The organism is Soonwooa sp. (assembly GCF_032062245.1).
Classification (GTDB): domain Bacteria; phylum Bacteroidota; class Bacteroidia; order Flavobacteriales; family Weeksellaceae; genus Soonwooa.
This window is the reverse complement of the sequence record NZ_DAMBQF010000011.1, coordinates 37,449-56,070: the sequence shown is the minus strand read 5'-3', so window position 1 is coordinate 56,070 and position 18,622 is coordinate 37,449. Positions and strand designations below refer to the sequence as shown.

General features: G+C 34.7%; 20 protein-coding genes and 1 pseudogene. 9 read left to right on the top strand and 12 right to left on the bottom strand.

Features of this window, described 5'->3' with window-relative positions; translation table 11 throughout:
* The first annotated feature begins 152 nt into the window (after positions 1 to 152).
* Entirely contained in the window at positions 153 to 398 is a 246-nt protein-coding gene (locus RT037_RS07705; RefSeq protein WP_313029643.1) for a helix-turn-helix domain-containing protein, read from the top strand.
* A 205-nt stretch (positions 399 to 603) separates the two neighbouring features.
* On the opposite strand, the gene RT037_RS07700 is transcribed toward RT037_RS07705, so the two are convergent.
* From RT037_RS07700 to RT037_RS07675, 7 genes and pseudogenes are all read right to left on the bottom strand, one after another.
* On the bottom strand, positions 604 to 1,815 hold the full coding sequence (locus tag RT037_RS07700; protein WP_209389117.1) for a site-specific integrase: 1,212 nt from the start codon (positions 1,813 to 1,815) through the stop codon (positions 604 to 606).
* A gap of 484 nt (positions 1,816 to 2,299) precedes the next feature.
* The gene (locus tag RT037_RS07695; protein WP_312322836.1) at positions 2,300 to 2,470 is read right to left on the bottom strand and encodes a hypothetical protein; all 171 of its coding nucleotides are present in this window, start codon (positions 2,468 to 2,470) and stop codon (positions 2,300 to 2,302) included.
* A gap of 6 nt (positions 2,471 to 2,476) precedes the next feature.
* On the bottom strand, positions 2,477 to 2,692 hold the full coding sequence (locus RT037_RS07690; RefSeq protein WP_312322833.1) for a hypothetical protein: 216 nt from the start codon (positions 2,690 to 2,692) through the stop codon (positions 2,477 to 2,479).
* Positions 2,693 to 2,809: 117 nt separating this feature from the next.
* Positions 2,810 to 2,872 (bottom strand): annotated as a pseudogene (locus tag RT037_RS13865) (hypothetical protein); the annotation flags it as partial.
* 155 nt (positions 2,873 to 3,027) lie between these two features.
* Positions 3,028 to 3,864 (bottom strand): hypothetical protein, encoded by an 837-nt coding sequence (locus RT037_RS07685; RefSeq protein ID WP_313029632.1) that lies wholly within the window; start codon positions 3,862 to 3,864, stop codon positions 3,028 to 3,030.
* 278 nt (positions 3,865 to 4,142) lie between these two features.
* Complete coding sequence (locus RT037_RS07680) at positions 4,143 to 4,460, bottom strand: hypothetical protein (protein ID WP_313029630.1); 318 nt, start codon at positions 4,458 to 4,460, stop codon at positions 4,143 to 4,145.
* 192 nt (positions 4,461 to 4,652) lie between these two features.
* Positions 4,653 to 5,000, bottom strand: coding sequence for a hypothetical protein (locus RT037_RS07675; protein WP_312322824.1), 348 nt, complete (start codon positions 4,998 to 5,000; stop codon positions 4,653 to 4,655).
* Positions 5,001 to 5,366: 366 nt separating this feature from the next.
* Here RT037_RS07675 and RT037_RS07670 point away from each other — a divergent pair, with 366 nt between their 5' ends.
* The 6 genes from RT037_RS07670 (at position 5,367) to RT037_RS07645 (ending at position 12,733) form a co-directional block, all read left to right on the top strand.
* Complete coding sequence (locus RT037_RS07670) at positions 5,367 to 5,705, top strand: hypothetical protein (RefSeq protein WP_313029628.1); 339 nt, start codon at positions 5,367 to 5,369, stop codon at positions 5,703 to 5,705.
* A 60-nt stretch (positions 5,706 to 5,765) separates the two neighbouring features.
* A complete protein-coding gene (locus RT037_RS07665) occupies positions 5,766 to 6,848 on the top strand; it encodes an efflux RND transporter periplasmic adaptor subunit (RefSeq protein ID WP_313029626.1) in 1,083 nt (360 codons plus the stop codon).
* A 23-nt stretch (positions 6,849 to 6,871) separates the two neighbouring features.
* Positions 6,872 to 9,997 (top strand): efflux RND transporter permease subunit, encoded by a 3,126-nt coding sequence (locus RT037_RS07660; protein WP_313029625.1) that lies wholly within the window; start codon positions 6,872 to 6,874, stop codon positions 9,995 to 9,997.
* Positions 9,978 to 11,429 (top strand): efflux transporter outer membrane subunit, encoded by a 1,452-nt coding sequence (locus RT037_RS07655; RefSeq protein WP_313029623.1) that lies wholly within the window; start codon positions 9,978 to 9,980, stop codon positions 11,427 to 11,429. Before RT037_RS07660 ends, RT037_RS07655 begins: the two co-directional genes overlap by 20 nt.
* Before the next feature lie 114 nt (positions 11,430 to 11,543).
* Positions 11,544 to 11,759: an N-acetyltransferase gene (locus RT037_RS07650; protein ID WP_313029620.1), complete on the top strand. Its 216-nt coding sequence runs from the start codon at positions 11,544 to 11,546 to the stop codon at positions 11,757 to 11,759.
* An 86-nt stretch (positions 11,760 to 11,845) separates the two neighbouring features.
* On the top strand, positions 11,846 to 12,733 hold the full coding sequence (locus RT037_RS07645; protein WP_313029616.1) for a pirin family protein: 888 nt from the start codon (positions 11,846 to 11,848) through the stop codon (positions 12,731 to 12,733).
* Between the two features lie 55 nt (positions 12,734 to 12,788).
* On the opposite strand, the gene RT037_RS07640 is transcribed toward RT037_RS07645, so the two are convergent.
* The gene (locus tag RT037_RS07640; protein ID WP_313029613.1) at positions 12,789 to 13,154 is read right to left on the bottom strand and encodes a hypothetical protein; all 366 of its coding nucleotides are present in this window, start codon (positions 13,152 to 13,154) and stop codon (positions 12,789 to 12,791) included.
* A gap of 83 nt (positions 13,155 to 13,237) precedes the next feature.
* Here RT037_RS07640 and RT037_RS07635 point away from each other — a divergent pair, with 83 nt between their 5' ends.
* Both RT037_RS07635 and RT037_RS07630 read left to right on the top strand, forming a co-directional pair.
* On the top strand, positions 13,238 to 14,194 hold the full coding sequence (locus RT037_RS07635) for a hypothetical protein (RefSeq protein WP_313029610.1): 957 nt from the start codon (positions 13,238 to 13,240) through the stop codon (positions 14,192 to 14,194).
* A gap of 20 nt (positions 14,195 to 14,214) precedes the next feature.
* The gene (locus RT037_RS07630) at positions 14,215 to 14,511 is read left to right on the top strand and encodes a hypothetical protein (RefSeq protein ID WP_312324326.1); all 297 of its coding nucleotides are present in this window, start codon (positions 14,215 to 14,217) and stop codon (positions 14,509 to 14,511) included.
* Between the two features lie 6 nt (positions 14,512 to 14,517).
* Here the strand turns inward: RT037_RS07630 and RT037_RS07625 are convergent, their stop codons facing one another.
* From RT037_RS07625 to RT037_RS07610, 4 genes are all read right to left on the bottom strand, one after another.
* Positions 14,518 to 15,867, bottom strand: coding sequence for an alpha-amylase family glycosyl hydrolase (locus RT037_RS07625; protein ID WP_313029606.1), 1,350 nt, complete (start codon positions 15,865 to 15,867; stop codon positions 14,518 to 14,520).
* Positions 15,868 to 15,947: 80 nt separating this feature from the next.
* Positions 15,948 to 16,529 carry an IS1096 element passenger TnpR family protein gene (locus RT037_RS07620; RefSeq protein ID WP_312323254.1) on the bottom strand — a complete coding sequence of 194 codons (582 nt, stop codon included), beginning with the start codon at positions 16,527 to 16,529 and terminating at the stop codon, positions 15,948 to 15,950.
* A gap of 179 nt (positions 16,530 to 16,708) precedes the next feature.
* Entirely contained in the window at positions 16,709 to 17,770 is a 1,062-nt protein-coding gene (locus RT037_RS07615) for a sensor histidine kinase (protein WP_312323256.1), read from the bottom strand.
* A gap of 73 nt (positions 17,771 to 17,843) precedes the next feature.
* Positions 17,844 to 18,521, bottom strand: a complete 678-nt coding sequence (locus RT037_RS07610) for a response regulator transcription factor (RefSeq protein ID WP_300674115.1) — start codon at positions 18,519 to 18,521, stop codon at positions 17,844 to 17,846.
* Positions 18,522 to 18,622 lie beyond the last annotated feature (101 nt).

Here is an 18,622-nt window from a genome sequence, read left to right as displayed (position 1 = left end):
ATTTTTAAAATCACGCAACTAAAAATAATTTTCAGCGATATGTTCAATGAATTCTCATGTTCATTTTCATTGAACACTACTAGAGGTTATTGCTTTTTCTGTTTACTTAATCGTACCTTTAATTATAATAATCAAAAAAATCATGATAAATTATGGAGAATCCATTTGAGTTAATTAATGAGCGATTGCAAAAAATCGAAGATTTACTGCAGGAATTAGTGCAAAAAAACCCATTAGTTCACGAAGTTAATCACGATAATGAATTGTTGTCAATTGATGAGCTTGCAAAGTATTTACGCTTAAGTAAATCAACAATTTACAAACTCAAATCTACTCGCGAAATTCCTTCTTTTAAAACAGGTAAAATCCTTATGTTTAAGCGAAAAGATGTTGATTAATGGTTAAAAAGATGTCGTTCTAAGTCAAAATATGAGATTGAGCAGGAAGCAATTAGAGATTTCAAAAAAATGCGTCTTAAACATTAGTGAATTGTATTATGCAAATTATGCATACCCTTTAATTCATTCAATTGATAATCAGAATGTTTCCGATTATCTTTTACTAATTTCACATTAGTAAAATTTGTAAGTGAAGAAGAAAATATTATTTAATAATATCCTCAATAATTTTATCCAATTTTGCATCTGGAAGAGAATTCAAATAGGACATTGTCGAATTGATATCCTTGTGGCCTAATGCTTCTCGAATAATTTCAATTGAAACATTTTCAAACTTAAGTGCAGTAGCAAAGGAATGTCTTGCGCAATAAAAGGTGATATTTTTATTGATTTTAAGATTGCTCATTATATCCTTCAAATATTTATTGACATAAATCGTCAAATACTTTTGAGACTTATTCTTCAAGTAAGTTTTTGTAGGATTGTTGTTTTTTACGATGGATAATAGAAATTTAGAGTCGGGTTCTGATTTATATTTCGTTAGAATTTTTTCTGTGATGTCATTTAATTTGAATTTAACGGCAACCCCTGTTTTTTCTCGGTAGTAAGAAATATTCTTATCGATTAGTGCATTCTTTTCGAGTTGCATCATATCGATGAAATTAATTCCCCTTGAGTAATAACTGAACAGAAACATATCTTTGGCAAATTGTTCGTACTGATCCTTTGGTTTATATTTTTTTAATAGGTCGATTTCGCTCACGCTCAAGAATTCTTTTTTGCTGTTACTCTTGATTTGGGAAATTTTGTAATCCTTGAAAGGGTATTGTTTTTCCTTGATTACTTTAGCCTTGATTGCCTGATTAAAAACGCTTCTAATCGCTCTCATTCGGATTCCGATAGTTGCAGGTGTATTTCCTTTTTCAATACAATGTGCCTCATATTTTTTGAGGGTTAGATATTTAATCTCGTTAAAACCGATGTCTTTTTTGTCAAAAAATTTTTGAAGAGAGTTTAATGCATCTTGGTCAACTTGCGCAGACCCAATTTTATCAGATTTTTTTAGGTTTTCAATAACGATTTCTTGAAACTTCGTGTAGGACATTGTTTTCAGGTCTCCCTTATAATTCTTAATCTCATAAATTACATCCTGCAGGGTATAGGGAATATTATCATCTTCAAGATCTTCTATGATCTTTGAAGCAATTCCTTTGTATTTATCAATAAACTTATTAAGTTTTTCGTAATCAGGGTGGCTTTTTTTTACACGTTCCGTTTCTGCGCTCCATTGTTGGTCAGTACATGAATGTCGAAGTGACAAACTTGTATTTTTTCTGTCTTTGATAAACGACATGATGATACTTTTTTCACCATTTGATTTAGCGTTATTCTTTAAAGTAAACTGAAAAGTGGTCATTTTTTATACTTTTTTTTGACGAACATTTGACGAACATTTGCACTACAAATATAAAGAAAAGTAAATTAGAATAAGAAACTTTATTTTGTAAAACACTGATAATCAGTTAAAAATAAAGTATAATAAAACAATGTAAAGTATAATAAAAAATAAATTAAATGACTCATAATCAGCAAGTCCTTGGTTCGAGCCCAAGTGGGGCCACATATTTTAAATCAAGCACTTACAGAAATGTAGGTGCTTTTTTTTGTCCTGGATTTTTTATTTTTGACTAATTTAATAAGGGATTAAATAAAAATACCTCCTAAAATAGGAGGCATTTATTTGTTGATAAAATTATAATAAAATAGAGTTTAGTTATTAATTTTAACCATGTTGTACCATTACAACCTTCGAAGTTTTTATTGACAATATCGTAACGAATTGTTCCTTCGTTATCAACATTACAAGTCGAAGAGGAACCTAACTTTACAGAGCCATTAACTTATAACTGAGCATCTGCTTTTGTGGTTTCAAAATTTGAGATATTAACACCAATCTTTGCATTTTTCAAAACCACAAGAGCGTTAGATTTTGCTAAAGAGTTTCCATTTCCAACTGTTAATAATCGTTCTGAGGTTGCAGTAGAATTTTTAGCAGTATTGTAACGTCCCATTGCGGTTTATACTTGATCATAAGCAATTGTATAAGAACCCTCCGACGTTGATGATACGCCTCGAGCTTCTGTGTAGTATCCCATCGCTGTTGCATACTCAGCTAGTGTTTTATTTCGCGCTCCCATTGCAATACTGTAGAGTGCTGTCATTGGTGTGCCTGCAACGCCTGACTCGTTGTAACCCCCTAATGCGGCAGAATAGTTTGCGTCTGATTTATTCATTAAACCTAATGAAGTGGATGCAGTTCCATTGGCTTCTCCGGTATTTCCAGCAATAAAACTGTCATTACCTACTGATTTATTTTTTGTACCGAATGATACGGATGAGTTACCAGATGCTATTGATGCATAACCGTAAGCAAATGAATATCGTCCTGATGCTGTAGATACATCGGGAGAAATTTTAAGACACCTATTGCTGTAGCATATGAATCAGATATCTTGTTGTTATATCCAGCCGTAAAAGTATAGCTATATCCTCCAGATGCAATGTTTCTTTCTCCTGCAATAAGGGATGTGTTTCCTGTAAGCTCATTATCGACACCAAGCACAGCATTTCAACTACTATTTGATAGAATTTTGTTTCGAGTTCCGTTGACAAAATTGGTACCTCTTTGGCCATCTGCTCCAGTTAAATCATTTGCATATCCATTCACAAGGCTTAAAATATGATTAACTTTATTATTTTCGCCGAAAACAGTTGTTAAAAATCCACTTGTATTTACAGATTCAGTACCCACTATATTGTCTTTTCCTCCAACCAAGGGATATTGTCCATTTGTTGTATTGCCGCCACCAAAAGCCGCAGAATTTATATTTCTTGCAATGTTTCGATTTCCCACTGCAATACAGTTTTGGCCAACTACCGCTATACTATTAGCACTTCCGACTCTTATTGAACCAGCAATATCTAGATCAGCACCGTTTGTAGTTTTGATTTTTTTTATTGCAACTGTTCCTTTTTGATAAATGTTTTGCGTATTCTCGATTGCAGATGTTGTTGTGTTTTTAATGTTCCATGGTTCTTGATATGGCAAGGTTGTGTTTGAATTAATTATTCTAATCCATTGACCATTAGTACTTTTTGTTTTGTCAAAATAGTAATAACCAATTTTTGTTACATTAGCGGTTTTATCGGTAGTTGCCGTCAAAGCTTCAGTAACATAAACGATTGCCGCATCTTGAGCATTTGTATATAAAGCGTCTTTTGCTTTTAAGTGTTCACCAGTTAATCGTGGTGCAATAAATCCATCTATCCGTGTAGTAATTGTTGGAGATGCGATAACGTCTAATGTTGCGGCAGGTGATGTGGTGTTAATACCTACACGCCCTTCTTGAGCAAATGTAAAAGTTGAAATTACGATGGATGATATAAGTAGAATATTTGATTTCATTTTGTTTTTTTTTAATTGAATAATTTGGCGAAATTACTTGTCATAGTAAAATATACTACAATAAAGGAGGTGGTCTTATATTAATGTTATTAAAGCAAAAACATTTGAAAACATTATCATTTATGTCATTTTTGAGACTTAAGTTTTTTAATAAAAATTTTGTAATTAATGGAAATACAAAAAATAATAGTCCAAGTAGAGTTTGAGTTGTAATCAATATTAACTGCCATTTTTCATTAAAAGCTCCCATTGAAGCAGTTGACTCAATGGGAGATAAATTAATTTTTGAAACCACTAATTTTTTTTAATCCCTTTTGGGATTTAGATTTGGAAATGGCTTCTATTGGGTTTTTGTGTTTTCTAGGTAATTTCTTTTCTTGAGCTTCCTTTCTAGTTACGAATGTATTGGCCGTTTCAGGATTTACATTTATACTCACAACGGCGCCATCAGTTGTAGTAATCTTAACATCTCCTGTTAAATAAATTTGTGCGCTACTTGGCGTTGAAAATAAAACCAAAAGGAAACATGTTAATATACACCTTGTTATTAAACAAAGTGAAAACATAGATTCTTTATTTTTAATGCTTTTCATCATTTGCGGCTTAGCTTCTTAATTTTTTACGCTGCAAAAAGATGAATTCTCTTCCTATAATAAAAGGAAAATAGTGCTGTTTAAGCGATTAAACAGCAATGAATAAATGATTGAAAAAAAAAGTTATTGTATTGATATTCAGTATTTATAAATTGTAAAATAGAATTTAATGCGTAATAATGGAAATGTTTTTCATCAATCTTCTAAATCTAACTTATCATTCAAATTATCAAGATGATAGTTAAGATCACTGACAGGAATTTGATGATGTTGCAAAGTTTTTATTAATTCCAATTTGACATATTTTTTGTAATCTTCATGAATAAAATCCAAATGCAGTCGAAACCAAGGATATTTTTCATTAATCGTTTGAAAAGCGTCCTCAAAGTTCTCGTATTCTGTGACAAAATCGCTCAAGATCTCATCAGCAATAGGATCGTATTCGTTGTGATAATAAAGAAATTTTTCTACTTGATTATGGTTTTCTCTTTCGATTTTTAAGCTTCCACCTTCGGATAATAATTTAAATACAAGTTCTTTCATATAAGCTAATTTTAGTTCCAGATGTAAAACTATTCATTTAAAAATAATAATTTATAATTGAGAAATTTGCATTATATAGCTTTAGCTGATTTTCAGCTTGTTAAATATTTTTTTTTTTAAAACTAAAATCAGATTTTTTATTTTCAATAAAGTCGAAAGAAAGAATAATGGTAAAAGTTGAAATATTAATCATATTACTCAAAATGAAAATGATTTTAAATTTAATTTAGAATAAGTTTTTAATTTTTTAATAAATACAAAACTGACAATTGTCATAGAATTTATTTATAATTATTTAACATTCTATTATTTGTATCTATAATCTTTAAGTTTTATTTTTGCATAAAATATCTGTAACAGCAGCTTATGAAACTGAGTAGAATATTCAAATTCTTTATTTTCTCACTATTATTTGCGACAATCAGTGTTTTTGGAAATTCTAATGTCTCCAAAACACCTGATTCGATTCTTTATGCTGAAGATACTATCGTTCCTGAGTTTTGTCAACATAGCGACAACGAGCAAGATATTTTTTCGGGCAACCGCACGGTTCCAAAAGTTTCAAAAAAGATAATTTATCTTGAAAATTTCTATTTTGACTTTTTAGAAGTTGAAAGTGATTACAACTTAACTTTTCTGACAAATGATAGTCCGCGACTTCATTGTGGCGTAAAATCTTTTCTCCATCTTTTACAGCTTTATTAGGAACTGTTTTTAATTCAATCTTAGATTATTTTAAAAGTATTTTAACCTAATTAAATTTCAATGCAAATTAAATATTGGATAATAGGCCTTGTTGCGCTATTGTCTGTAAGCTCTTGTGGCAAAGAAAATGCTGCAAAAAAAGATGATGTAAAAGCAGTTCCTGTGCTTACCATCAAAGAAAAAGATACACTTGTTAGCAACCAATTTGTTGCTGATATTCAAGCTAAAAAGAACATCGAGATCCACTCGCGTATGTCGGGAATTATGCAACACGTCTATGCGCACGAAGGTCAATTTGTGAAGCGCGGTCAACTGTTGTTCAAGATTAGCGATGCCGAATTACAAATAGATTTATTAAAAGCCAACGCAACTTTAAAACAAGCTCAAGCCGATGTAAGAATCGCTGAAGTTGAGGTTAGTCAATTGCAATCTTTGTTTAATAAAAATTTCGTTGCTAAAAACGAATTAGACATGATGAAGGCTAAACTTTCTGCGGCGCAAGCAAGACGTTCTTATGCTGATGCGGAACGTAAAGCGGTTCTTCAAAAAGTGAGTTTTACCAATATTACAGCACCTTTCGATGGTGTTATCGACGTTATTCCTTTTAAAGATGGAAGTTTGGTTGAGAATGGCTCGCTGTTGACGACTTTGTCTTATCTAGATCAGATTTACGCTTATTTCTCAATTCCTGAAAATTTATATTTTGAACTTCAAAAAAATGATAAATTAAACAACTCTAACAAAATTGAATTGGTGCTTCCAAATGGTGCTAAGTATGATTTTAATGGTGTTCTTAAAACCGCAGAAGGTGAAATCGACCAAGCAACAGGTTCCATCCGTTATAAAGTGGAATTCCCGAATGCAGATCGTTTAATTAAACACGGAACTTCGGGTAAATTGGTGATTTCAGATTTCCAACCGAAATCAATTATCATTCCTCAAAAAGCGACTTTTTCTATTCAGGATAAAGTCTATGTTTTTGTTGTAGATGCAACTAACAAGGTCAGAATGAAAAACATCACCATTGCAAACACCTTGCGCGATTCTTACATGCTAGATTCTGGACTTAAAGCGGGTGATAGAATAGTTCTGGAAGGGACGCAAGCGCTTCGTGACGGACAAACCATTCGAGTTAAAAAATAATAAACATTCAAAAATAAATTATTATGGTAGAAATGTTTATTAGACGAAAAGTTCTTTCGTTGGTGATTTCGATTGTTATTGTGTTGATGGGGATTTTGGCTTTAATGAAGCTTCCAATCACGCAATTCCCAGATATTGTTCCGCCTTCGGTGACAGTGACTGCAAAATATACAGGTGCAAATAGCGAAGTGTCTGCAAACGCCGTGGCCTTACCGTTGGAACGCGCTATTAATGGTGTTCCTGGGATGACGTACATGTCAACTGTGACGTCCAATGATGGTTTAACGTTAATTCAGGTGTTCTTTGAAGTCGGTATCGATCCAGATGTAGCGGCGGTTAACGTACAAAACCGTGTGACAACCATCTTAGATGAGCTTCCAGAAGAAGTAATTCGTGCAGGTGTAACCACCGAAAAGGAGGTGAACAGTATGTTGATGTATCTTAATATTACTTCTACAGACGAAAGTCAAGACGAGCAATTTATTTACAACTTTACAGACATCAATGTTCTGCAGGAACTAAAACGTATTGACGGGGTTGGGCGTGCCGAAATTATGGGACAAAAAGAATACTCGATGAGAGTTTGGCTAGATCCTCAAAAAATGACGGCATACAAAGTTTCGGCGGAGGATGTGGTGAAAGCTTTACAAAAGCAAAACATCTCTGCAGCGCCTGGAAAAGTAGGCGAAACTTCGGGTAAAACCAATAGCCAACTTCAATATGTTATTAAATATACTGGGAAATTTTTCCAGCCAGAGCAGTATAAAGAAATTCCGATTCGTTCGGATGCTAGCGGAACAATTTTAAAATTAAAAGATATTGCTGATGTAGAATTCGGTGCGATGAACTACGGAATGGTTTCTAAAACCGATGGTCGTCCGTCTGCATCGATTATGATGAAGCAACGTCCAGGATCCAATGCATCAGAAGTTATTAAAAACGTAAAAGACAAAATGGCGGAGCTGAAAGAAACCTCTTTCCCGCCAGGAATGGAGTTTAACATGGCTTACGATGTTTCGCGTTTCTTGGATGCGTCGATCAGCGCAGTTTTAATGACTTTAATAGAAGCTTTCATTTTGGTAGGAATTGTGGTGTTTATTTTCTTGCAAGATTGGCGTTCGACCTTAATTCCTGTTTTAGCCGTTCCAGTAGCACTTATCGGTACTTTTGCTTTTATGCAAATGTTAGATTTCTCAATTAATCTTTTGACTTTATTTGCTTTAGTATTAGCCATCGGAATTGTCGTCGATAACGCGATTGTCGTCGTAGAAGCCGTCCATGTAAAAATGGAAGAAGGTATGGCACCACTTCATGCAACTATCGAGGCTACAAAAGAAATTGCAGGAGCTGTTATCGCAATTACGATTGTTATGTCGGCGGTGTTTATCCCAGTGGCGTTTTTGGATGGTCCAGTCGGCGTATTCTATCGACAATTTTCATTGACTTTAGCAATTAGTATTGTGATTTCAGGGATTAATGCTTTGACCTTGACACCAGCTCTGTGTGCGATTATTCTTAAACCTCACAAGCATGAGAAAAAGAAAAACATCGTTGACAAATCCTTTGCAAAATTCAATGAAGGTTTTGAAAAACTGACGAATGGGTACACAAATATTCTTTCAAAGTTTGCGACCAGAACAAGTGTGACGTTTGGAGTTTTATTCCTTTTTATAGGATTAATGGTGGTTACGGCTAAGTTTTTACCATCAGGATTTATCCCAATGGAAGATCAAGGTATGGCTTATGTGAGTGTTACAACGCCTCAAGGTGCAACGGTTGAACGTACCGAAAAAGTTTTGGATGAAGTTACAACTATCGCGAAAAAAATTGAAGGTGTCGAAAACGTAACTACTTTGGCGGGTTACAGCATCGTTACCGAAATCGCAGGTTCCAGCTACGGAATGGCGATGATTAACCTTAAAGATTGGAAAGAAAGAAGTATTTCTGTAAACGACCTTATCGCTGATCTTTCGGAGAAAACGAAAGATATTTCTGATGCACAGATTGAAGTTTTTGCACCGCCAACGGTTCCAGGATTTGGAAATACGAGTGGTTACGAACTTCGCTTGCTGGACAAAAGTGGTGGAAGTATCGAGAATACAGATAAAATAACGAAAGATTTTGTTAAAAAACTAAATGAAGCCCCTGAACTTCAAAACAACTTTACGAGTTTTGATGCCACTTTCCCGCAATATTTAATCACGATGGATTATGATATGGCGGCGAAAAAAGGTGTTTCGGTGGATAATGCGATGTCAACTTTGCAGACTTTGTTGGGGTCTTATTACGCAACCAATTTTATCCGATTTAGTCAGATGTACAAAGTGATGGTTCAGGCAAGTCCAGACCAAAGAGATACGCCAGAAAGTATTTTGCAATTGTTTGTTAAAAATGATTCGGGCGAAATGGTGCCGTTTTCAACCTTTATTAATATTGAAAAAGTTTACGGTCCCGAAGTTTTAACGCGCTACAATATGTATATGTCAGCGATGATTAACGGTGAACCTGCCAATGGTTACAGCTCTGGAGACGCCATTGCAGCTGTCGAAAGAATTGCAAAAGAAAGCTTACCACGTGGTTTCGATGTTGAATGGTCGGGTATGACACGTGAAGAAATCCTTTCTGGAAATCAAACCTTTTACATTTTTATCATTTGTTTGATTTTCGTGTACTTGCTTTTGGCAGCGCAGTACGAAAGTTTCTTGTTGCCGTTACCCGTTTTATTGAGTTTACCGACAGGGATTTTTGGTTCGTACATCGCTTTGATGGCGGTTGGTTTAGATAATAACATTTATGCCCAAGTTGCCCTCGTGATGTTGATTGGACTTTTAGCGAAAAATGCCATTTTGATTGTAGAATTCGCCATCCAAAGAAACAAAGAAGGTTACGACATTATTCCAGCAGCCATCGAAGGTGCAAGACAAAGACTTCGTCCGATTTTGATGACTTCTTTTGCATTTATCGCAGGACTTATTCCGTTGGTAATTGCTTCTGGAGCGGGTGCTATCGGTAACCGTTCGATTGGTACTGCTGCAGCGGGAGGTATGTTTATCGGAACCGTTTTCGGATTGGTAATTATCCCAGGACTTTACATCTTTTTTGCAAAACTTGAACAAAGAAAAGAACGAAATGAACAACGAACTAAATAAATATTTTAAAATAGGAATCTTATCGCTTGTTGTGATGTCGTGCGCTACCCCCCAAGTTGGCGAGATTAAAAAAGCAAAGGAAATTCCAACAAATACGGTTTCTGAAACTGATGTTAAATTAGATTTGAATCAGCAAGTTGAACTCAGAACTTATTTCAACGACCCCGAATTGTTGAATCTTTTTGATGAGGTGGTGAAAGCTAATCCTGATTTCCAAATTGCACAGCAACGCATCGAAATTGCGAACAGCTTTTTGCAACGTTCAAAAATGTCGTTTTTGCCATCTTTGGAGGTTGGCGCTGTTGTAAGTGGCGACCATTACGGAAAATACACGATGGAAGGCGTTGGAAATTACGATACCAATTTGTCGGGAAACATCACCGAAGATCAAAAAATCAACAGAAATGTAACACCAAATTATTGGTTGGGCGCAAGAAGTTCTTGGGAAATAGATGCTTGGGGAAAACTTAAAAATCAAAAAGTAGCAGCTCAGAAAAAATATTTGGCATCTGAAGAAGGTTTAAAATTAATTCAGGTTGAGTTGTTTACAGAAATCGCCAACTTGTATTATCAATTGGTTTCGTTGGATACCAAATTGGATATTTATCAAGAGAATTTCAAACTTCAACAACGCGCTTACGAAATTGTTTCGGCGCAGCGCGAAGTAGGGAAGGCAACCGAATTGGCAGTTCAACAATTTCGAGCGCAGAATAATAATTGGCTTGCCGAGATTGAACACATAAAAGCCGAAATTGTTTCTGTAGAACAAGCTATTACGACTTTAACAGGTCGTTACGGAGGCGAAGTTAAACGTAGCAAACAGCTTTTATCAACCAATTTAACTTTGTTGAATAAGTCGATGGATGTTAATTCGATTATACATTCTAGACCGGATGTTATTTCTAATTATTTTGTTTTGGAAGCTACGCAAGCAGATGCAAAAGCTGCTCGAGCGGCATTTTATCCAAAAATAGACTTGGGCGCACACGTCGGATTAAATTCATTTTCAGTGGATAAGCTATTTAATCCCGCTTCGTTGGCTGGTCAATTATTGGGAGGTTTGATGGTTCCGATTTTTAATAAAGGACAATTGAAACATGATTTTAATGTCGCTAATAAAGAGCAAGAAATTGCATTTATCACGTATCAAAAAAGTGTGACTACGGCTTACAACGAATTGCAATCTATACTCAAACAAACCGAAATTTTTCAAAAAGTTTTAAAACTCAAAAGCGATGAGGTTAAATTTTTGGATAACGCTATTGAGGTTTCCAACGACTTGTATCTCACGGGTTATGCCAATTATATGGAATTAATCAACTCGCAACGAAGCAAACTCAATGCGGAACTGAATTTATTAGAATTTCAGTTCCAGAATACAAGAAATAACGTTCTTCTATTTAAAGCCCTTGGCGGAAAATTAGATCGTTAATATGTGATGTGGTGGGGCTGTCCGAGAGGGCAGTCTTTTTTGTTTAAAATTTTCCTATTAGCATAGATCAATTGATATGTTACTGTTTTAATTTAATTTTGAATAAAAAAATAAATGAAACCAGAATTTGAAAATATTCCGTTAGTAGAAATGGATAAACAATACGAAATAGAAATTGATGGTGCTAAAGCTTTCATCGTATATAGAGAAAGTGACGCAACGATTACGTTAGTACATAGCGAAGTGGAAGATGCTCTGCACGGTCGTGGCGCGTCAACTGCGATTATTGAAAAAACGCTTGCAGCGATAGAAGCGAGCGGTAAAAACTAAAAGCACTTTGCCCTTTGGTTGTCAAATACATTAAGAACCATCCGGAGTGGAACAGAATTGTAGCTTAAATTTAAATAAAAAATAATATGTCAAATATTGGAATCATCATCCCAGAACGTGCCGCAGATATCGGAAATTTTATGGTTGGACGACTTTTACCTTTTATTGAAAAAAGATCCGTTGGACCATTTGTTTTTATCGATCACATGGGACCTGCAGAGCTTAAAGATTATCAGAATATAGATGTTCCGCCGCATCCGCATATTGGCTTGTCCACATTAACTTATCTTTTTGAAGGTGCGATTTTTCATCGTGACAGCATTGGTTCGGCAGTTGAGATTCAGCCCGGAGCGGTTAACTGGATGACGGCTGGTAAAGGTGTTGCGCATTCTGAGAGAACACCCGAGAATCTTCGTCATACTGATAAAAAATTACATGGTTTACAGATTTGGGTTGCCTTGCCAAAACATTTGGAAGAGTCTGAGCCGACTTTCCATCACATCGAAGCTAAAGATATCCCTGCTTGGGAAGAAGATGGTCTTAAAATAAAATTAATTGCAGGTAAAGCTTTTGGTAAAGAATCGCCTGTGCCAGTGCATACTCCGCTTTATTTTATTGAAATTATCAACGATTCTGATGAGTCTAAAACGGTAAATATCGGTGAGCATCTTTATGGTGAAAGCGCGCTTTATATTTTGGAAGGTCAAATTAAAAATGACGGAAATGCTTATGATTCAAAACAGATTTTGATTGCGAAAGATACCAAATTATGCTCTTTCGAAATGGCTGCAAATACCACAGTTTATATTTTTGGTGGTGAAGCTTTTCCTGAAGAACGTTACATCCACTGGAATTTTGTGAGCTCTAGTAAAGAATTAATCGAACAAGCTAAGCATGATTGGAAGGATCAAAAATTTCCCAAAGTTCCTGGTGAGACCGAATTTGTGCCTTTACCAGCGACTTCTCTTAAATAATTTTTAAAAATGAAAAATAGAAAGCTGCCTTTTGTTAAGCAGCTTTTTTTATGTTTTAAAATTTAATTTCAGAATTTAATCCATAATGAGGTGTTCTGTGCCTGATATCAGGACTTGGATGAATTTCTGATTTTGCGCGAATGCCAATTTCTTTTTTTAACGCATCGAAAGATTTTGCATCTTCGATATCAACATTTTTAAAATAGTAAGATTTTTTTGCATCTAATTTTTTTAAAATTTCTTCGCCTTTGTTTTTCTGTTGGTCATTGTTAGCAGAGATACTTGCCCAAAAACTGTCGTTTTCTCCATTATTACGATAAATAATGTAATCGGAATCTCGAAATCCTGATTCCTCTAACTCAAATCTAAGATTTTGATAATCATTTTGTTGAGACATAAGCCCTACGATAATATTTCCCATAACACTTATTTTTGATATTTAAAATTAGTATTTTTTTTAATACAAATTCAAAATCTTTTTATAATTTGTGTAAGAATACATTTATGATGAAAAACTACGCATTATTACTAGCTTTTGTCATTGTTGGGCTTAACTCTTGTACAACGCAAAAGACTAAAAATATTAACGCCAATATCATTATCCTTCGCGATAGTTATTGCAAAGCGCCAACCAATTATGACTACGAGAAGGTTAATCTTCATGTTAATTCGGATTCGTTACTTAATGAAAAACAACATCTTAGATCCGTTTTTAACCAACAAAGTATTTTGATTCTTAATGCCTTAAACTCACTTGATGATGTTGAAAAAATTTTAGAATTAAAAAAAGATACAAGCATCGAGTCACAACTTAAAATCATGAAAATTAAGGATAAAATAGATGGCAAAATTACATTAGCGCTAGGTGAAGTAGATGCTGTTGCTGCCGAATTTGACTGCGAAGGCGAACGCGTTGCACAAATGGCAAATTATGTGAGTAGTCTTAATAGCAAGAAAAATAACAAAATGATAGTCTATTCTATCGCTGTTGGAGCGCTTGGTTCTTTAGCTGGTGGATTTGTAAAAAGTGATGGTTGGGACAAAGCTATTGATATTGGTGGCGGTCTTATTGGTGCAGGTTTTGGTCTTGCTCTACTCAATCCGAAAGGTAAGAAAGTCGAGTTTATCCATGCTCGAAATATCCTTCGTGATATTTGGCAAGAGAAACTACAGTCGCGAAATTTTCCTCCTTTTATTTGGTATATGTATACTGAGAAAAAATTTTCGAATCTTAATGAACACTCGATTATACAGAATATGAAGCAACGCTGGATTATGTATCAATTCGAGGGTGATGTGGATGCGGCCAATGCTTCTCCGATCTTTAATGATGGCGGAAAGTACGACAACGAGGCACTTAACAATCGTGCGGCGATGCTTAACCAAATGCAATCGGCAACCAGAACGATTAACCAAAATATCAATTATCTTCTCATCGACCTTAACAAGTTGACGCGATAATTTTTTATTTTTTAAATTAAATGAAGAAAAGCTTATTTCTATTTTTGATTCCGCTACTTTTTAGCTGCCAAAGTGAAAAAGTGCTTTCAAAATATCCTGCAAATATTGGCGATATGGAATTCGATGCTAAAACTGATAATCCAAATTTCGAACTTTGTTTGCCGCAACTGATGTTTCAATATTTTAATTATGGTAATGAGTTAGAAAACTTAAAAGGTGAAAAGTCTATTTCGATAGCATCGAAAATTTATAATTTTTATAAACCAAAAAGGAACGTTACAATCAACGCTCCTTTTTTATTTTTAAATGTGATTTAAATAAAATTATTTTTCAAAAACCAAGTAATCATAAGCTTTTAATGCAAGTAGGCTACCATCCATTAAGGCTTGTGGCGATTGTGTAAAGACATTTTTGTACTGGCCTTCAACTTCTTTCCCTTGGATATTAAACTCTACATTATCAGCCGACATATTTAGTAAAACCAAAACTTCACGATTGTCATTCTTGCGTTGATAGGCAAGGATTTTGTCGTTAGCGGAAGTCTCGATCCAGTAGGTTGTAACATTGGAATCGCCACCGCGAAGCGCAGGATTTTCTGATTTTAAATTTAACAAAGTTTTATAAAAATCATTCAAAGCGTTTTGCCCAGTCCATGGGATTGTATCTTTTTCGAAAAACTCAAGACGTTTTGTTTTTAAAGGTAATTCTTGCCCGTTGTACAACAACGGAACGCCATTCCAAGTTGCTGAAAAAACAGCAAGGGCAGGAGCAAGGTCGCCATATTTTTCGTATTCGGTACCATTCCAAGTATTTTCATCATGATTGGTCGTGAACCACGCGCGCATCGAATTGTCGCCAATGTTAGAATATTGTTGCAGTAAGTTTTTAAGATCCTGAAGTGGTAATTTTTTCTGATAATAATCTTTAGTTAGATGCATCCACTTCCAAGAATAGCTGGCGTCAAAGACTTTTCCGTATTCTGGTGTGTCCAACTCATCAAATTCGCCCAACCAAAAAAGTGGTTTTAATTTTTCAACTTCAGGACGTGCTTGTTGCCAAAAGTCAACTTCTACCCAACTAGCAAGGTCGCAACGGAATCCATCAATATTGGTTTCTTTAACCCAATATTTCATCGCGTCGATCATCGCTTGACGCATGTTTGGATTTTTAAAATCGAGTTCGATAATATCGTCCATACCTTCCGCAATATGGAATTTTCCGTCAGGATCTTTTAGATAAAAATCAGGATTAGATTTGGTCCAAACGTGATCCCAACCTGTGTGATTTGCCACCCAATCGATAATGACATTTAATCCCAAACTATGCGCTTTGTTAACCACATCTTTGAAATCTTGTAAAGTCCCAAACTCAGGATTAATACTTGTATAATCTTGCGCTGCATAAGGACTACCAAGAGTCCCTTTTTTGTTCTGTTGAGCGATTGGCGTAATCGGCATAAACCAAATGGTTTTAACACCCATCGCTTTTAGTCGTGGAAGATCTTTTTCAACCGCTTTGAAAGTCCCTTCCTTCGAATATTGTCGCGTGTTGATTTCGTAGATATTGGTTGTATGTTTCCACTCTTGGGGTTGTGTCATCTGTGTTTTTGTTTTGGTTTGAGTTGTGCAAGCAATTGCTGATAAGGCAATACCAAGCAATAAAATCTTCTTCATTAAATTTTTATTTATTCAAAAATAAACAAAATAAAAAAGCCTGACTCAACATCAGGCTAATTATTTATTTCGATTTTTGATTAATCTTCGTCATCTTCGAAGATATCGTCATTGTATCCTTCTTCTTCCTCGTCATCATCTCCGAATTCGTCTGCGTCATCGAAGTTAGCTGATTTGAAATCATCTTCGAACCCAAAATCATCATCCATAAAAGGTATTGCAGATTTTTTTGAAGATCCTCCAGAAACGCCATTTTTGCTAGGTGCTTTTAAAGGAACATTTCCGAATCTGTACACAGTAATTGGGTAATTAACAGCAGGTTTTTCTTCGGTAACGTCAATCAATTCACAGAAAAATTCCCAAAGATCTAAGAATCCGTATTGGAATCTCATCTTGTCACCTTTTTGTGTGAATCCTTCGTTGACATACACGTCAGACATAATCTCGCCATCGCCTTCTTCGCTCATATCTTCCAATGGTACGGCTCTACCTTCGGACCACTCTTCATCAGAAAAATAAAAGCTAGAAAGTTCTTCCCCCGAAAGACTGAAAGCACTTTTGATTCCTAAGTGCAAATTCCATAAAGTTTGTTTGTCCTTGATCTCGATGTCTCTAAAGATGCTCTCTTTTGCATCTAAAATAACTCTTATCTTGTAAACCATTTTTTTCTCTTCTAAAATCTACTTTTACAATTATTTTGCTGCAAATATATGACAATTGAGAAAGGATAAAAGCCAAAAAAAATACTTTTTTTAATAAAATATTTTATTAAATTTTAGCCCTTCTCAACCTTCAAATTTTTGCAAGTATTTCTGCTCTAAAACTAATATTTTTTTTGATATTACAAAGAAGATTTTTCTAATCTAAATTTAAATTTTGTTCCACTAAGATAAGCGCTTTCTACAGTAATGTTCTGGTGATGTGCTTCCAAGATGTGTTTCACAATTGCTAGTCCAAGTCCAGATCCGCCATCTTTACGATTACGGCTGGCTTCGACACGATAGAAACGTTCAAAAATCCTTGTAAGATTTTCTGGTTTTATTCCCATCCCATTGTCTTCCACGGTGATAGAGATAAATTTGGCTTCCTCTTTGGTCGTTACAATAATTCTTGCGCCTTCGCGGTTTGCATATTTTATAGCGTTAGAGACAAGGTTGGTAAAGACTTGCGATATTTTATTTTTGTCCGCGTGTACCAATAGCTTTTTCTGAGTACTTTGTAATTCAAGCTTCATAAGATGTCTGTTGGCTTCTAGATCAAGGAGATCGAACACTTCTTCCACCAATTCGTTGATGTCAAAACTGATAAGATTTAATTCAATTTGGCCAGCTTCGAAGCGGTTAATCATATCCAAATCTTTAACAATGTTAAGAAGCCGCTCTACAGAACTATCGATGCGTTGCAGATATTTGTCTCGGATATTAAGATCTTCTACACCGCCGTCTAGCAAAGTCGACACATAACCTTGGATGGAGAATAAAGGCGTTTTTAATTCATGAGAAACGTTCCCGACATATTCTTTTCGGAAGTTTTCCATTTCCTTCATCATATCCATTTCGAAGTCGTTTTGCGTGCTCATCAAGGTTACACGTTCTCCGAATTCTTTCAAACTAAGATCGGGTTCATGATCGAGGATAAAGTTGTCTGGAAGTATCTTTTTGATACGTCGAATTTGTTTTTTACTATTATAATTAAATAAAAACTCGAGGATGTAATAATTAAGAATCATCACCAAAGTCAAGGTGAAAACAATGAAGATATTAAAATCTCTAGTTTTGAAATATTGGTCGTGGGTTTTAGCTTGAAAAATCGAAATAACTGTGCCGATTATGGCAACCAACACAAATGAGGCTAAAGCCGAAACCCAGTTCAGTTTGAAGTTCCTTTTTGGAGTAGAATACATGAGATAAATTTATAAAAAAAGATTTTCGTTAGAAAATCTTATAGCTTATTTACATTTTAATAAAAATAATTGTCTACACAACCAATTTATATCCAATTCCTTTTAGAGTTTGTATGCTGTTGATACCTAACTTTTCGCGAAGTCTTCGGATGTGTACATCAATTGTACGTTCGCCCACGATAACGTCGTTACCCCAAACTTTCTCAAGAATTTCTTCTCTTTTAAAAACTTTGTCCGTATTAGAAGCTAATAAAAATAAAAGGTCAAACTCTTTTTTAGGAAGTAAAAACTCTTCGTTAGCCTTCGTTACTTTGAAGTTATCTTTATCGATGATTAAATCGCCAAGCTCGATATAATTGGTATTTTCGTTAGCTTTTGCACCTAGTTGAAGAAGCGCAGCCACTTTTGATACCAAAACTTTTGGTTTAATAACTTTAATAATATAATCGTTGGCACCAGCTTGGTAACCTGCAAGTTGAGAAAATTCTTCACTTCTTGCTGATAAGAAAACGATTAAAGTTTTTTGTAATTCTTTTATTTGACGCATTTCTTGACAAGTTTCGATGCCGTCTTTTTCTGGCATCATTACGTCTAGAAGTATAAGATCTGGGATGATTTCTTTTGCTTTGGAGATGCCTTCCTGCCCATTGGACGCGGTGTGGACTTGGTAACCTTCTTTTTCTAAGTTGTATGATAACATTTCAAGAATGTCCTGTTCATCATCAACCAAAAGGATTTTTTTACGATTCATTTTTAGATTTTATGTTTCTCAAAATTAATAAAAATTGAATTGAATTTTAAGTAGTTTACATAAAATTAATATCTATCCTAATTTATTATGCTTATTATTAA

Excerpts from the sequence above, each read along its gene's own strand:
- RT037_RS07705 (WP_313029643.1), top strand. The coding sequence starts at position 153 with ATGGAGAATCCATTTGAGTTAATTAATGAGCGATTGCAAAAAATCGAA.
- RT037_RS07700 (WP_209389117.1), bottom strand. The coding sequence starts at position 1,815 with ATGACCACTTTTCAGTTTACTTTAAAGAATAACGCTAAATCAAATGGT.
- RT037_RS07695 (WP_312322836.1), bottom strand. The coding sequence starts at position 2,470 with ATGGGACGTTACAATACTGCTAAAAATTCTACTGCAACCTCAGAACGA.
- RT037_RS07690 (WP_312322833.1), bottom strand. The coding sequence starts at position 2,692 with ATGAATAAATCAGACGCAAACTATTCTGCCGCATTAGGGGGTTACAAC.
- RT037_RS07685 (WP_313029632.1), bottom strand. The coding sequence starts at position 3,864 with ATGAAATCAAATATTCTACTTATATCATCCATCGTAATTTCAACTTTT.
- RT037_RS07680 (WP_313029630.1), bottom strand. The coding sequence starts at position 4,460 with ATGATGAAAAGCATTAAAAATAAAGAATCTATGTTTTCACTTTGTTTA.
- RT037_RS07675 (WP_312322824.1), bottom strand. The coding sequence starts at position 5,000 with ATGAAAGAACTTGTATTTAAATTATTATCCGAAGGTGGAAGCTTAAAA.
- RT037_RS07670 (WP_313029628.1), top strand. The coding sequence starts at position 5,367 with ATGAAACTGAGTAGAATATTCAAATTCTTTATTTTCTCACTATTATTT.
- RT037_RS07665 (WP_313029626.1), top strand. The coding sequence starts at position 5,766 with ATGCAAATTAAATATTGGATAATAGGCCTTGTTGCGCTATTGTCTGTA.
- RT037_RS07660 (WP_313029625.1), top strand. The coding sequence starts at position 6,872 with ATGGTAGAAATGTTTATTAGACGAAAAGTTCTTTCGTTGGTGATTTCG.
- RT037_RS07655 (WP_313029623.1), top strand. The coding sequence starts at position 9,978 with ATGAACAACGAACTAAATAAATATTTTAAAATAGGAATCTTATCGCTT.
- RT037_RS07650 (WP_313029620.1), top strand. The coding sequence starts at position 11,544 with ATGAAACCAGAATTTGAAAATATTCCGTTAGTAGAAATGGATAAACAA.
- RT037_RS07645 (WP_313029616.1), top strand. The coding sequence starts at position 11,846 with ATGTCAAATATTGGAATCATCATCCCAGAACGTGCCGCAGATATCGGA.
- RT037_RS07640 (WP_313029613.1), bottom strand. The coding sequence starts at position 13,154 with ATGGGAAATATTATCGTAGGGCTTATGTCTCAACAAAATGATTATCAA.
- RT037_RS07635 (WP_313029610.1), top strand. The coding sequence starts at position 13,238 with ATGATGAAAAACTACGCATTATTACTAGCTTTTGTCATTGTTGGGCTT.
- RT037_RS07630 (WP_312324326.1), top strand. The coding sequence starts at position 14,215 with ATGAAGAAAAGCTTATTTCTATTTTTGATTCCGCTACTTTTTAGCTGC.
- RT037_RS07625 (WP_313029606.1), bottom strand. The coding sequence starts at position 15,867 with ATGAAGAAGATTTTATTGCTTGGTATTGCCTTATCAGCAATTGCTTGC.
- RT037_RS07620 (WP_312323254.1), bottom strand. The coding sequence starts at position 16,529 with ATGGTTTACAAGATAAGAGTTATTTTAGATGCAAAAGAGAGCATCTTT.
- RT037_RS07615 (WP_312323256.1), bottom strand. The coding sequence starts at position 17,770 with ATGTATTCTACTCCAAAAAGGAACTTCAAACTGAACTGGGTTTCGGCT.
- RT037_RS07610 (WP_300674115.1), bottom strand. The coding sequence starts at position 18,521 with ATGAATCGTAAAAAAATCCTTTTGGTTGATGATGAACAGGACATTCTT.